At 46.8% G+C, this 15,232-nt stretch carries 7 protein-coding genes; 6 read left to right on the top strand and 1 reads right to left on the bottom strand.

Annotation, left to right across the window (positions count from 1 at the left end; translation table 11 throughout):
* Positions 1-81 precede the first annotated feature (81 nt).
* Entirely contained in the window at positions 82-612 is a 531-nt protein-coding gene (gene loaP / locus ICW23_RS11645; protein WP_003153257.1) for an antiterminator LoaP, read from the bottom strand.
* A 711-nt stretch (positions 613-1,323) separates the two neighbouring features.
* On the opposite strand from loaP, the gene fabD reads away from it, so the two are divergent.
* The 6 genes from fabD to ICW23_RS11615 all read left to right on the top strand — a co-directional run.
* On the top strand, positions 1,324-3,582 hold the full coding sequence (gene fabD, locus ICW23_RS11640; RefSeq protein ID WP_188154541.1) for an ACP S-malonyltransferase: 2,259 nt from the start codon (positions 1,324-1,326) through the stop codon (positions 3,580-3,582).
* A 39-nt stretch (positions 3,583-3,621) separates the two neighbouring features.
* Positions 3,622-4,602, top strand: coding sequence for an LnmK family bifunctional acyltransferase/decarboxylase (locus ICW23_RS11635; RefSeq protein WP_188154540.1), 981 nt, complete (start codon positions 3,622-3,624; stop codon positions 4,600-4,602).
* A 24-nt stretch (positions 4,603-4,626) separates the two neighbouring features.
* The gene (locus ICW23_RS11630; protein ID WP_003153264.1) at positions 4,627-4,899 is read left to right on the top strand and encodes an acyl carrier protein; all 273 of its coding nucleotides are present in this window, start codon (positions 4,627-4,629) and stop codon (positions 4,897-4,899) included.
* Positions 4,896-6,260: a long-chain fatty acid--CoA ligase gene (locus tag ICW23_RS11625; RefSeq protein ID WP_188154539.1), complete on the top strand. Its 1,365-nt coding sequence runs from the start codon at positions 4,896-4,898 to the stop codon at positions 6,258-6,260. The genes ICW23_RS11630 and ICW23_RS11625 overlap by 4 nt, the downstream gene beginning before the upstream one ends.
* Positions 6,261-6,274: 14 nt before the next feature.
* Entirely contained in the window at positions 6,275-7,012 is a 738-nt protein-coding gene (locus ICW23_RS11620; RefSeq protein WP_045927169.1) for an SDR family oxidoreductase, read from the top strand.
* Between the two features lie 39 nt (positions 7,013-7,051).
* A partial coding sequence (locus tag ICW23_RS11615; protein ID WP_188154538.1) for an SDR family NAD(P)-dependent oxidoreductase occupies positions 7,052-15,232 on the top strand: 8,181 nt, incomplete at its 3' end.

The following is a 15,232-nucleotide window of genomic DNA, read 5'->3' as shown; positions in this document are numbered from 1 at the left end:
GGTTATTTTGATGTCGGGCTTTCGTCTGTTTATATAAAAAGGGCATCAACGGCACATGCTGTTGATGCTTTTTTTGAAATGCTAGGGTTTGGAGAGCACTTCAATTCCGACGTTGACCATTTTGTCCAGTCCCATAAAAGACAGGCAGATTTTGGCGCGTCTTTTTCTTTTATCGATCTTTTTAATAATGCCTTCCATTCCTTTAAGAGGCCCTGAGGCAACGGTTACTTTTGAATTTTCAATATAGACTTTTGAATAATCTACAGTGTCTCCTTCTCCGATCAGCCTGATAATAGGGAGGATTTCTTCATCCTTAATTGTCGTGAAATAGGTTTTACGCTCTTTGGAATAATATGCGCCGTTATTCACGATTCTGCATGAAATGGGGAGTTCTTTGATTTTATGAAATGTCCGCTCTGTCATCTTTGTTTTAAACAGCACATATCCCGGAAACATTTTTTTGAGTGCCTCGTATTTGATTCCGGCTTTTCGTTCTGTGACTTTTTTCTTGGGTATGATTGAGTAGAGAGCCTGCTCATCAAACTGCAGACGCAGAAATTTTTGCACTGCTTCTTCTTTTCCCGACTCTACAAAAAGTGCGTACCATTTCATGACTGGATCCTCCTTAGAATAATAAGAAATTATTATACAAAGAAAGTATTTAATGGATAATATTTAAAATGATTAAAAAATTTTCTATTTCGTCTTTTTTTTACATAATATATGAAAATGAAAAATAAGTATAGACCCAATTGACAGAGAAGCGATGAATTTTCTTTGACATGAAAAGGGTTCAGAGAATTATCTGACATTTTATCCACCGAACATAAAACTGTGAAATAAATGTCAGAAAATAAAGAAAAAACCCCTTGACATTATTATCTATAAATTGATATTATTCTCTTTAAATAGCAACTATTTGTTAAATTTATTAAATTAAAGTAAAGCACCTATTAAATTTCAATCGCTGTTTCGGCACGTTGAAGAGGAAATAGGGATTATAAAAATGATTGTAGTGTATATATCTACATATACATGATAAGGGAGAAGTGTGCCGTCACGGCTGTTTTCGGGCATATTGGCACTGCAGCTTGTCATGAGAAACATTCAGTAAACAAGCAATATGTTTTTATGTAAATTATGTTAGAAAAGGAAAACACAATGCGTTTGCGATTTTTAAACCTGTGCTGAATCGCAAACGCGTTTGTGTTTTTATTTTTATGCCGGTGTTTACACCAGTCAATATATGAGATAAGAGACGTTTTTGTATTGAGAACCACATGTGGTGTGCAAAATTGACGATGCGGAAAGGATGAGGATGAGATGCTTACGTTTGTTTTCCCGGGGCAGGGTTCTCAATTTAAAGGAATGGGAGGCGGACTGTTTGATGAATTTCAAGATCTGACACGTCAGGCTGATGACATATTAGGCTACTCTATAGAAGAATTGTGCCTGGAGGATCCGAATCACCAGCTGGGGAAAACGCAATTTACCCAGCCGGCGTTATATACGGTGAGTGCACTCAGTTATTTAAAGAAAATGAAAGAGTCCGGCAGAGAGCCTGATTACGCCGCAGGGCACAGTTTAGGAGAATATAATGCGTTATTTGCGGCCGGCTGCTTTGATTTTGAGACCGGTTTGCAGCTTGTAAAAAAAAGAGGGGAGCTCATGAGCAAGGCAGCTCCCGGAGGCATGGCGGCGGTTTTGGGGTTTACGGCTGAACAAGTAAAAGATGTTTTATCCGATTATCATCTGACCGGCATTGATATCGCTAACCATAATTCACCTTTGCAAATTGTGATCGCCGGAACGAAACAAGACATTGAAAAAGCGCGCCCCGTCTTTGAAAAAGCCGGCGTGAGAATGTACCTTCCTTTAAATGTGAGCGGCGCTTTCCATTCCCGCTATATGAAAGATGCTGAAAAAGAGTTTGCGGATTATTTAGAAGAAACGGCGTTTTTGCCTCTTCGTTTTCCGGTGATCTCAAATCTTCATGCCGCACCTTATAAGAATGATGAAATCAAAACAAATCTGACTTTGCAAATGACCAATCAGGTAAAGTGGACGGACACGATACGCCGTCTGATGGGACTTGAAAATAATGAAATTACAGAAGTCGGGCCCGGGGAAGTGCTGACAAAACTGACGCGGCAGATTAAAAAAGATGCCGTCCCATTACCTATGCCGACAGAAGAGTCTGATACTGCTGATGTTACAAGTGCGGCAGCTGATTCACAAAAAACGGCGGGAATGAGATTAGGGAACGAAGATTTTAAAAAAGATTATAACATCCAATATGCTTACATGACGGGCTCCATGTACAGGGGAATTGCTTCGGAACAGATGGTCATTAAAGCGGCAAAAGCGGGAATGCTGGGCTTTTACGGAACAGGCGGATTGAGTATCGAACGGATCGGACAGGCCATCGGAACCATCCGGTCTGCACTGCGGCAAGGGGAAACATTCGGAATGAATCTTCTTCATCATATGATGTCACCTGACAAGGAAGTCAGAATGATAGATTTATATTTGAAAAACGGCATTCATCTTATTGAAGCATCGGCATTTATGGGCATAACCCCCGCTCTCGTTATATACAGGGCAAAGGGATTAAGCAGGAATCATGACAGATCGGTGTCAGTTCAAAACAGAATCATCGCGAAAATATCCCGGCCTGAAGTCGCTGAGGCCTTTCTGAATCCGGCTCCGGCTCATATGCTGGAAAGACTTGTGTCTGACAATCGGCTGACAGCCGGGGAAGCGGCGCTTGCAAAAGAAATTCCGATGGCTGATGACATTTGCGTTGAAGCGGATTCAGGAGGGCATACCGACCAAGGGATTCCGTATACATTAATGCCTGCCATGATCAGACTCAGAGACCGCATGATGGAGAAGCACGGTTATGTGAAAAAAGTAAGAATCGGCGCAGCCGGCGGCATCGGCACTCCGGAAGCGGCTGCTGCCGCGTTTCTGCTCGGCGCCGAATTTATCGGAACCGGTTCTATTAATCAATGCACGGTCGAAGCCGGAACAAGCGATTCAGTGAAAGATCTGCTTCAGGAAGCGAACGTGCAGGATACGTCATATGCTCCCGCGGGAGATATGTTTGAAGCGGGAGCAAGGGTGCAGGTGTTGAAAAAAGGCCTGTTTTTCCCGGCCAGAGCCAATAAACTCTTTGACTTGTACAGACAATACAATTCTTTAGATGAAATAGATGAAAAAACGAAAACATTAATTGAAGATAAGTATTTCCAGCGCAGTTTTGAAGAAGTGTATGAGCAGTTGAAACATGATAAATCTCCTGAACAGATTGCCAAAGCTGAACAGAATCCGAAACACAAAATGGCGATGGTATTTAAATGGTATTTTTCCCATACGACGAGGCTCGCTCTGGAAGGAAAAAGCGAAAGTAAAATAGATTACCAAATTCATTGCGGCCCTGCACTCGGCGCATTTAATCAATGGGTGAAAGGAACCCCGCTTGAAAATTGGAGAAACAGGCATGTCGATCTGATCGGCAAACAGCTCATGGAAGAAACAGCCGGTCTTCTTGCGCAAAGGCTGGTATCGATTACAGGCTGAGTATGACCGGACATTACATTTTTTCTGCGGAGGACTACCATGCTGATTGAAAATCATGAATTAACGATGAGCCATGTCGGGTTAGGGAATTTGAATGAGTACGCGCTGCTGCTGTTATTCGGCAACGCACACAGTCACCATTTAACGGACGGAACGGGATTCCGGCCTGATCAGATGGCCGATCACCAAGGGCTGATTTTGTATCCGGCTTATTTTATGACACATCTCAAAGTTCCTTCAGATAAGCCTCTTGATCAGTACCGATTATGGGACGAGGTTTCCGTCGGAGTCGATATCTCCCGGTTTGGAGAAACCATATTAGAATCTGATTATTTGTTTGGGCCGAAAGGAGCGGTCAGCTCTGATAAAAGCGATTGGGACCGCGGGCTGTTTCCTTCTATGAAAGCCAATAGTTTAATTGTCGTCGACGTCACACAAACTGAAGGTTCGACCCGCAAAGTCTCAGCGCCTAAGGCTGAATGCATTGCGGAACTTTCTAAGCTAGCCAAGCCGCCTTACGCGCTGATGCGGTCAAAGAAAATCAGAACGGATGCTTTCGGTATGAAGCCGGGCAACCTCAAAACAGCAGACCCCGTTTCATATCGGGTTCCTGTTGATCAGGATGCTGCGCCGGGGCATGCCATGGTGTTTGCGAAATTCAGCAAGATAATGGATGCGGCGGAATTTGAATGGATGACGCGCCGGTCGAAGCCGGGTTTTCCGGTTTCAATCGCGCGGCATTTATTTTTGCTTGAGAGAGAGACGTATTATTACGGAAATTGTTTTGCAGATGAAGAGCTTGATATTTATATGACGGGACACATTGAAGAATGCGATCCCGACTTTCACGGTGATTCCCTCGGTATGATCTCAGTGGCGAAAATCAGCTATCAGATTGAAGTCTATATGAAAAGAAATCATACATTGCTGGCCATTTCCAAGGTGGATAAGCTGCTGGCGGTGCCGACCTCTTCACAAGATCATATTCCGGATTATAAACGGGTCATCAGAAGTTTATAAAATGAAGAATGGAGCTGAAAGCAAATGGAACAAACCAAGGAAATGAAGCAGATCATCGCTCAAATCATCCAGGACATTCAAGAACAGCAGTCATATCGGGCCGTCGAAGCGGGAGATGATGTGAGAGTCATAGAGGATCTGGGCTTCTCATCACTGGATATCGCTCAATTAGTCGCACAGATGGAGATGGAAACCGGAGTAGATCCTTTTTCCCAAGGAGAAACAATTTCCAGCATTACAACCGTCGGCAGCATTTGTGATATTTATCAAAAATATATGGACAGTGCTCAATCATGATAACAGAAAGCGGGGGAGATATCAGCTGGGTGACTGATAAGCTTAGGGAAACGCAAGACAGTGAGTTTCTCATTTTTAAAGGGCAGACTTTTACGTATGATGATTTGCTGACACGAATCAGCTTTTTTCAGAAAGAACTTGAACAAAACGGAATACGTGAAGGAGAATGTGTGGCGCTTATCGGGGATTATTCCCCGAACGCCATTTTTTTGCTGCTGGCGCTTCTGTTAAACCGAAATATCGTTGTCCCTCTCAGCAATGAATCAAGGGAAAAGCATCTCGATATGTTTGAAGACGCGAAAGTGAATCAAATCATTGAAATAAATGAAAATGACAGCTGGACGCTTCGTGAAGGTTCTAAAAGCGCCTCTCACCCTCTGCTTGATGACCTGCGAGAGAGAGGAGAGTCAGGTATTATTATTTTCACATCGGGAACCTCCGGCAAAAGCAAAGCATCCGTGTTAAGCGCCGGCCGGCTGCTTGAAAAATACAAAACGGCGAAAAGAAAACCGCTGCGTACACTCATTTTTCTGAAATTGGATCATATAGGCGGCATTAATACGCTGTTTGCGATTCTGTTTAACGGGGGAACAATCGTCACATCAGACAGCAGAACGCCGGAGTCCGTTTATCGGGCGGTCGACAAACATGCTGTCCAAGTACTCCCCGCCACCCCGACCTTTTTAAACATGCTGCTGATGTCCAAGGCGGATGCCGGCTATAACCTCTCTTCACTCCAGCTGATCACTTACGGCACAGAACCGATGCCCCTATCAACGCTGCGCGGCATTCACCGGCTGTTTCCGGGTGTACGGCTGAAACAAACATACGGATTAACTGAACTGGGTATATTCTCAACGAAATCAAAAGACAGCCAATCCACTTGGATGAAAGTAGGCGGTGCCGGAACAGAGACCAAAATTACCGGAGGCACGCTTTGGGTCCGTTCTGAGTCGGCGATGCTCGGCTATTTAAATGCACCGTCACCTTTCGATGAAGACGGATGGTACGACACCGGTGACCAGGTGGAAACAGACGGCGAATATATAAGAATTCTCGGAAGAAAGAGTGAAATTATTAATGTGGGCGGAGAGAAAGTTTTTCCGGCAGAGGTGGAAAGCGTTTTTCTGGAGATACCGAATGTCCGGGATGTGCTCATAACGGGCCGAAAAAATCCGATTACGGGCGAGATTGTCGCGGCAGAGGCCGTGCTTGAAAAAGAGGAAGATATCAAATCTTTCAGAAAGCGGGCCGTAGCTCATTGCAGACAGAAGCTGCAGCCATATCAGATACCGCAGATCATTTCTGTTACAGATCGGAAACTGTCTAATGACCGATTTAAAAAAATAAGAAACGTGTAAAACAGGAGGTACATATGAATAACGGAAAAGTAGCGGTCGTCAGCGGAGGAAGCCGGGGGCTCGGAAAAGCGATTGTACAGGCGCTTTTGGATGAGGATTACAAAGTAGCCGCTTTCAGCCGCAGTGAATCTGATTTTATTAACACATTGAGAGAGAGTGAAAAGTACCGCGGCCGCTTTTATTGGGAAGCGGCGGATGCGGCGGATGATGCCGCCATGAAACAGTTTGTTCTTCAAGTATACCGCAAGTTTTCCAGAATAGACGGCTTGGTCAATAACGCCGGTTTGAACCTTGATCAGCTGCTGCCCCTGACCAATGATGAAGACATTGACCGCATCCTCAATCTGAATATCGGTTCAGTCATCAAGCTGACCCGAAACGTTTCCCGGGTCATGCTGAAACAAAATTCCGGATCAATCGTTAACATAAGCTCCATTATCGGCTCAAGAGGATTTAAAGGCACTTCTGTCTACAGCGCATCCAAAGCGGCTCTTGACGGCTTGACGCGAAGCCTGGCCAGAGAGCTCGGGTCCAAAGGAATCCGTGTCAATTCACTTGCGCCCGGTTTTGTGGACACCGATATGACGAAAAATATGCCGGAAAAACAAAAATCGCAAATTATCAGAAGGACGCCGATGGGGCGTTTAGGCGAAACAGACGATATGACCGGACTCGTTCGTTTCCTGCTTTCTCCTGAATCGTCCTTTATGACCGGACAGACAATGGCAATAGACGGCGGATTAACTTGTTAAAGCACAGAAAAATTCTTTTGTACAAGGGATGGTATCCTCATGAAATGTATTAACGAATTTTTAAGAACGGTAATAGCGCAAAAGCTGGGTGCCGAGATGACCGAAGCAGAAGATAAAACCGCTTTTTTTACTCTTGGCGTGACGTCTCTCATCAGTGAAGAAATCATGACCATATTGCATAAAGAATTTACCGGCCTTTCTGAAACGCTGCTGTTTGAATATCCGAACATTGAGAAATTGAGTGAGTTTTTAAGTGCGCAGAAACGAAATCCCGAAAGCGTTCTTGAATTCCAAGAAACGGAGCCTGATACGGGAAGCCGGCAGGAAGAAGAATTGCTTCCAGTACAGGCGGCTGAAAAGGTGCCTGAACCGGAAACGGACAGGAGTTCTGATATTGCGGTTATCGGAATGAGCGGGATGTTTCCGAAAGCGGAAAACCAGCATGATTTTTGGAACAATTTAATGGAAAATAAAGATTGTGTCTCCGAAATCCCTGAGGACAGATGGGACAGCTCTTATTACTCGGAAGAGAAAACGGCAGAATACGCGTCATACAGTAAATGGGGAGGTTTTATTGATCATCCGGATCAATTTGACCCGCTGTTTTTTTCTGTTTCCCCGTGGGAAGCTGATTTAATGGACCCTCAGCAAAAATTGTATGTCACGTGCTGCTGGGAAGCGATGGAGGATGCCGGTTACGGGAATCCGGCGGCGAGGCCGACGGATCAAATCGGTGTATTCGCCGGAGTGACCTGGAATGAATATTCATTAATTGCACACGAAGAAGGTTTCCTCAAAGATCAGTATAAAGGCCCCGGCTCCTTATATTGGGGCATTCCGAACCGGGTTTCTTATTTCCTTGATCTCCATGGACCGAGCATCGCTGTTGATACGGCGTGTTCTTCATCGCTTGTCGCCGTCCATCAGGCTTGTCAGGCCATTATGTCGGGCGACTGTGAAATGGCGCTTGCCGGAGGCGTCAACCTCAGCTTACATCCGCAAAAATACATGTTTTTAAGCCAATCGCATTTCCTGTCTTCTGAAGGAAAATGCCGCAGTTTCGGTGAAGGCGGAGACGGTTACGTGCCCGGCGAAGGCGCGGGAGCCGTTTTATTAAAACCATTGAAAAAAGCGATTGCGGACAACGACCACATCTACGGTGTCATTAAGGGGTCCGCCACTAATCACGGCGGCAAAACGACCGGGTATACGGTGCCGAATCCGGAAGCGCACCGGGACCTGATTTTATCCGCTATAAACAGAGCCGCGGTAAGTCCGGCGGATATCAGCTACATTGAAGCTCACGGAACCGGCACAGCACTCGGCGATCCGATTGAGATACGCGGTCTGTCTATGGCATTTGATAAACAGACCGATGAGAAAAATGACTGCGGAATCGGCTCAGTGAAATCCAATATCGGACATTTGGAAGCGGCTGCAGGGATCGCCGGTTTAATCAAGGTGCTTTTAAGCATGAAACATGAAACGCTTCCCGCCAGTCTGCACTCCGAGGAACTGAACCGCAAGATTTCTTTTTCTGATTCGCCATTTTATGTCGTCCGAAACAACCGGCCGTGGCCGGCTGAAGGAGATAAACCGAGAATCGCCGCAATCAGTTCATTCGGCGCAGGAGGCTCTAATGCTCATCTGATCGTAGGTGCTTATCAGCCAAAACGGCAAGCGGACGGGAATACTGAGCAAAAACTGCATGCGGTCGTACTAAGCGCACATTCCGAACAGCAGCTGAAAGAATATGCCGGGAAATTAAGCTCTTTTCTTACCCGATTGGAAAACCCGCCTTCTGCCGGCGGATACAGCCTGGAAAATATCGCTGCCACCCTATTGTCAGGCAGAGAGCCTTTCTCCTTCCGGCTTGCTGTCATTGCATCATCCCTTTCTGAGCTGAAACAGCGATTAAACGGGTTTGTAAGCGGTCACAGAGACGGAAGGCATATTTACTTCGGAAAAGCGTCACCCGGGCGGCCGGACGTTTCAGGCCAATCCGTTTCAGATCCTGAGAAATTTGCCGCGCTGTGGGTGAAAGGCTTTCAAGATTGCAAAAAGCCGGAAACGCCGTATCAGAAAGTTCCGCTTCCTACGTATCCGTTTTTAAAGGAAACGTCCTGGCTGACCGATCAAAAAAAGCGGTATACAAAAAAGCCCCAAAATACCAAAAGGAGTGAAGCGCTGCATCCTCTGCTTGATGAGAATGTTTCATCCGCCCGGAAAGGGACGTTTCAAAAGATATTTTCCAAGGATGAATATTTCTTTAAAGATCATTTAGTGAACGAAAAATATGTGCTTCCCGGAGTCTGTCATCTGGAAATGGCGGCATACGGCGCGGGATTGTGGGGAGAACGCCCGGTCGTCTCTCTTCAAAGTGTGTGGTACATGGAGCCGATTGTGACAGGGACAGACCCAACATCCGTCATGATAGAGTTTGAAGCAGAAAAAGAGCGTATAAGCTATGTCATTAAAGAAAAAGGAGCGGACGGCACCCTCTTTTCGCAAGGAGAAGTGATTTGTAAAGAAAAAGGAGCGCCTTTTGAGGCCCCGGTCTTTCAGCTCCCGGCGCCATTTACGCAGAGAACGGAGCCGAAAGACATCTATCACTCGTTCTCTGAGGCGGGAATCGTGCAAAAGTACAGTTTTCAGGTCATCCGCGAATTTTCTTATACAGAAAGGAAAGCACTGGCCAAATTAACGCTCCCGTCACACTTGGAAGCCGATTTTAAACAGTACATCCTGCATCCGTCCTTAATGGATGGCACTGTTCAAACTGCAATGGCGCATGTGCTGCAATTTCAAAAAGAGCCTGCGCTTATCGTACCGTTTTCCTTCGGAGAAATACAGCTGCTTAAACCGTTAGCGAAAACCGTATTTGTGCATGCGGAAGTAAAAGCGGCCTCCGTTCACCAATTTGATCTGCATATTTGTGATGAGCGCGGCGTGCTGCTGGCGGCAGTGAAAGATTTTATCATAAAAGAGGTGCAGGAAAGCGCCGGGTTTAACCAAAAAGCCGGCGTCACGCCGAAGAAAAGCCGTGAAACGGAATTGCTTATGACACCGGTTTGGAACACCGTCACCATTCCGGAAACCGGCATGTCTTTCATGCGTGAAGAAAAAATAATCGTCATCGGGCCCGGGCCGGATTTTCAGCAGGCTTTGAAAGAGATGTATTCCGATGTCAGTTTTCCGGACATCACTTCTTTGGACAGCGCGGAACAAATGGCTGAAACACTGAAAGCGCAAGGCTCTTTTCAACACATGATATGGGCGGCACCGGATCATCCCATTCCATCCGTTTATGATGCGGATACGGCCGGCGGACAGGAGCACGGGGTCATGCAGCTTTTCCGGCTGGTAAAAGCGCTTCTGCTTCTGAATTTTGACACGGAACCACTATCATTGACAATCTGCACGTTTCAAGCACAGCCGATTCATGAACATGATGAGGTCAATCCGAGTCATGCAAGCATACACGGATTAGCGGGATCGCTCGCAAAAGAATACACCAATTGGAGCATCCGGCCTCTTGATTTGGAATCTCAAAGGGGAGACCGGCATCTTCCCGATGTCTTTTCTTTACCGGCGGACCCCGAGGGAAATCCGTGGGTCTTTCGTGCAGGTCAGTGGCACCGCCAGCAATTGGCAGTCTGCCAGCCTCATGCAGAAGAGCCTTCGTTATACCGGCACGGCGGGGTTTATGTGATTATCGGCGGAGCAGGCGGAATAGGAGAAGTGTGGACTGAGTATATGATTCAGACCTATCAGGCGAAAATTGTCTGGATCGGGAGACGGAAAAAAGATACACAGATTGAAAGAAAGCTGAAAAGACTTGCGGCTTTAGGTCCCGCACCGCAATATTTCAGCGCAGATGCTGCGGATTATGATTCTCTCAAGCGGGCGTATGACACCATTGTGAAGGAAAATGGACAGGTCCTCGGAATCGTTCATTCCGCCATCGTGTTATCAGACAGAAGCTTTGCCAATATGGAAGAGGATCAGTTCCGCGCTTCACTTTCTGCAAAAACTGATGTCAGCTTGCAGATTGCCCGGGTAGCTGAAGGGGAACCGCTGGATTTCTTGTTGTTTTTCTCTTCGATGATGTCGTTTCAAAAAGCGCCGGGACAGAGCAATTATGCCGCCGGGTGCACGTTTAAAGACGCTTTTGCTAAGCGGATCTCACAAAAAGCGCCGTATGCCGTAAAAGTTGTCAATTGGGGTTTTTGGGGAAGTGTCGGCGTCGTGGCTTCAGAACAATACCGGAAACGGATGGAGCGGGACGGCATCGCTTCTATTGAGGCGCCCGAAGCGATGAAAACGCTGGAAACCCTGCTTTCCGGACCTCATGACCAGTTGGCGCTGATCAAAATGACAGATCCGGTTTTTATGAAAGACGATCTGAAAGAACAAGTAACGGTTTATCCGGAAAAGATTCCTCCCGCACTCGGACAATTAGCGGGTAACATCACGCAGAATGACGAAGCTGAGAGGTTAAAAGCATCAAGTGTAATGAGCTGCATGAGAGAGATGGAGTCCCTCATCGAAAAAATGCTTGTATCAACCCTTTATGAGATGGGCGCAAGGCTTGATGAGACTTTGCCGTTATTTCAATCAGCTGCCGGCATAACGGAACAATACAGCAGATGGCTGAAAGAGAGCTTTGTCTTCCTGACTGAATTAGCGCTTGCTCCGGAAAAAACGGATCTAGGGCAAATGTGGGAGGAATGGGAGCGGAAAAAAGAGACTTGGCTGCGCCAGAAAGACATGAGGGCCCATGTCAGATTGGCAGAAGAGACATTGCGTGTGCTTCCAGACATTTTAACCGGTAAGCTTCCAGCAACCGAAGTGATGTTCCCTGACTCCTCCTTCCGTCTTGTGGAAGGCATTTACCGCAATAATATCATTTCTGATTTTTTCAATGACAAGCTTGCTGACACATTGATTGCAGTTTTGCGGGAACGTCTGGAAAAAGACCCGCAGGCGAAAATCCGCATTTTAGAAATCGGGGCCGGAACGGGCGGGACGAGCGCCGCGGTCATGAGAAAATTGAAACCGTATGAAGCGCATATTGCCGAATATTGTTTCACGGATATTTCTAAAGCATTTCTTTTACATGCAGAAGACATATTCGGTCCGGAATATCCTTATGTCACTTATAAAATATTCAACGCTGAGCAGCCGGTATCAACAGAAGCGCCGGACATCGGCACGTATGACGCAGTGATCGCGACCAATGTGCTTCATGCGACAAAAAATATCCGCTCTGCGCTGCGCCATGCGAAAGCAATGCTGCAAAAAAACGGCCAGCTGTTTATAAATGAGATCAACAGCCGTACCATATTCAACCATGTGACGTTCGGCCTTCTTGAAGGCTGGTGGCTGTATGAGGATCATGATTTACGGATTCCGGGCTGTCCGGGGGTTGAGCCGGCCGGCTGGGCGGAAGCGCTTTCGCTTGAAGGATTCGTCCATCCTCTGTTTCCGGCTGAAGCCGCACACGACTTAGGCCAGCAGATTATAGCGGCTGAAAGTGACGGAATAGTCAGGCTTGCCCTCCCGCAGGCATCAGAAGAAAAACCGGAGCGCCGTCCGTATGACGCAGATGGTCTTTCGGATAATACCTTGCATTTCAGCTTGAGAGAAAAAAGCGTTGAACTGATGAAGAAGTTAATCGGTGAAGCGCTTAAAGTGCCGGCGCATCGTCTTTTATCCCATGAACCGTTAACCGCATACGGATTGGATTCCATACTGGTCGTCAGACTGACCAACGCGTTAAAAGACGTCTTCGGTTCTGTCAGCAGCACTTTGTTTTTTGAATATCAAACCATTGATGAGCTTGCTGATTACTTTCTGTCTTCCCGTAAAGAAGCGCTCGAGCGGCAATTCGGGAATGGACGGGCTCATCCCGAAAACGCCGGACGGGTGCAGGCTCCCGCAGAAAGCGCCGGGCCGATTCCAAACGTAAGAGAACGGGGCATCACATATCTGACGGAATTAATAGGAAAAACGCTGAAGGTTCCGAGCGGGAGAATGGATGCGTCGGTTTCCTTAACCGCATACGGTTTGGATTCTATTCTGGTCGTCAGGCTCACAAATGCTTTTCGTAACGTGTTTGACCAAATGACCAGCACCCTCTTTTTTGAATATCAGACGATAGAAGAAATCGCGGATTACCTGCTTCTTTCTCAGCGGGGAGCATTTATGAAAGCGATGGGTGTGCGTGAGGAGCAGCTGTCTGATCACACAGATAACCTGAATGTAAAACAAAACAAGATTCCTCAAAACGAGGAAGGCAGCAGGACAAACGGAGATCCCTATATCCAGGATATCGCTGTCATCGGTCTGTCAGGCCGGTATCCGGGCGCCGATCACGTTGATGAGCTGTGGGAAAATGTAAAAACCGGCAGGCATTCTATTACTGAAGTGCCGAAAGATCGCTGGGACTGGAAAACGTTTTATAACGAGGAACGCGGAAAATGGGGGTCCATTTATTCAAAATGGGGCGGTTTCATCGATGACATTGATAAATTTGATCCGCTGTTTTTCCGTATATCTCCCGCGGAAGCTGAAAGGATGGACCCGCAGGAAAGGTTGTTTCTGCAGACTGCTTATTCAAGCATTGAAGATGCGGGGTACACCCCGGCCACGCTTTGTGACAGCCGGAAAATCGGAGTCTTTGTCGGTGTGATGAACAGCAATTACCCGACAGTTCCCAGCGACTGGTCTATCGCAAACAGAGTATCGTTTTTGTTCAATTTTCAAGGGCCGAGTATGGCTGTGGATACAGCATGCTCTTCTTCTTTAACAGCTGTCCATCTCGCCGCAGAAAGCCTGCGGAGCGGAATGAGTGAAACAGCGATTGCCGGCGGAGTCAATCTTATCGTTGATCCGGCCCACTATGAGCGGCTGTCCGCTTTTTCAATGCTGTCTCCCGGTGATAAATGCAAATCTTTCGGAGACAGTGCGGACGGTTTTGTTGACGGTGAAGGAGTAGGGGCGATTGTGTTAAAGCCGCTTGCTCAAGCGGAGAAAGACGGCGATCATATTTACGGCGTTATCAAAGGAAGCATGCTGAACGCAGCAGGCAGGACAAACGCTTATATGGTGCCGAATCCGAAAGCGCAGTTTGATCTGATCGCAGAGACGTTGAAACGGACAGACATTCACCCGAGAACGGTCAGTTACTTGGAAGCCCACGGAACGGGCACTGCGCTCGGTGATCCGATTGAAATCGACGGGTTAACAAAAGCTTTTCGCCTGACAACAGAAGACAGGCAGTTTTGTTCCATCGGTTCAATTAAATCAAATATCGGACATTTAGAAAGCGCTGCCGGGATTGCGGGGATCACCAAACTGCTTTTGCAATTGAAACATAAGAAGATTGCCCCTTCATTGCATGCGGCGGAATTGAATCCGAATATTGAGTTTGAGCACACTCCGTTTTTCGTACAGCAAAAAGAAACGGAATGGAAACGCCCTGTCTTGAATATCACGGGTGAAATGAAGGAATACCCGAGAATTGCCGGCATTTCCTCGTTTGGAGCAGGAGGTTCAAACGCACATGTCATCATTCAGGAATATGTGCCGTCTGACAGCCTGAAACCAATGGAAAACGCGTCTGTTTCTCCGCAAAAACCGGCTGTTATTATTTTATCAGCGCGAAATGAGCAGCAATTGACAGAGCGCGCCCGCCAGCTTCTGGATGATGTCATAAGAAAAAAACGTTCTGACGGAGATTTGGCCAAGATCGCTTATACGCTTCAGGCAGGAAGAGAACCGATGGCTGAGCGGCTTGCATTTACGGCCGAGTCGATAGAAGAACTGAAAATGAAGCTTATGAGTTTCTCAAACGATCATAATATCGAACATGCTCATATCTGGCGGGGCAGAACTGCCAAACATCATTCATTGGCGGCTTCGCTCACTTCTGATGAAGATATGGCGCTTACCATAAATGCCTGGCTGAAAAAAGGGAAATACGGAAAGCTGCTTGACCTTTGGGTTAAAGGACTTGACGTCGATTGGTCAGCTCTTTATCGGCGTAACCCGGGCCGCATCAGTCTCCCGGCCTACCCTTTTGCCAAAGACCGGTATTGGGTCACAAAAGCTGATGTGTCACTTGGCAAAACAGGCTCAGCGGAAAGTGAGAAAGCAGCCAGACTTCACCCGCTGCTCCATACGAATACATCGACCTTTACCGCCCAGCGCTTTACT

This window comes from Bacillus sp. 1021 (assembly GCF_014534735.1).
Taxonomy (GTDB): domain Bacteria; phylum Bacillota; class Bacilli; order Bacillales; family Bacillaceae; genus Bacillus; species Bacillus siamensis.
Note: the sequence above shows the minus strand (reverse complement) of the source record. Positions and strands in the feature narration are given on the sequence as shown.

Bases quoted from the DNA above. Each gene is read 5' to 3' on its own strand.
- loaP (WP_003153257.1), bottom strand. From the start codon at position 612: ATGAAATGGTACGCACTTTTTGTAGAGTCGGGAAAAGAAGAAGCAGTG.
- fabD (WP_188154541.1), top strand. From the start codon at position 1,324: ATGCTTACGTTTGTTTTCCCGGGGCAGGGTTCTCAATTTAAAGGAATG.
- ICW23_RS11635 (WP_188154540.1), top strand. From the start codon at position 3,622: ATGCTGATTGAAAATCATGAATTAACGATGAGCCATGTCGGGTTAGGG.
- ICW23_RS11630 (WP_003153264.1), top strand. From the start codon at position 4,627: ATGGAACAAACCAAGGAAATGAAGCAGATCATCGCTCAAATCATCCAG.
- ICW23_RS11625 (WP_188154539.1), top strand. From the start codon at position 4,896: ATGATAACAGAAAGCGGGGGAGATATCAGCTGGGTGACTGATAAGCTT.
- ICW23_RS11620 (WP_045927169.1), top strand. From the start codon at position 6,275: ATGAATAACGGAAAAGTAGCGGTCGTCAGCGGAGGAAGCCGGGGGCTC.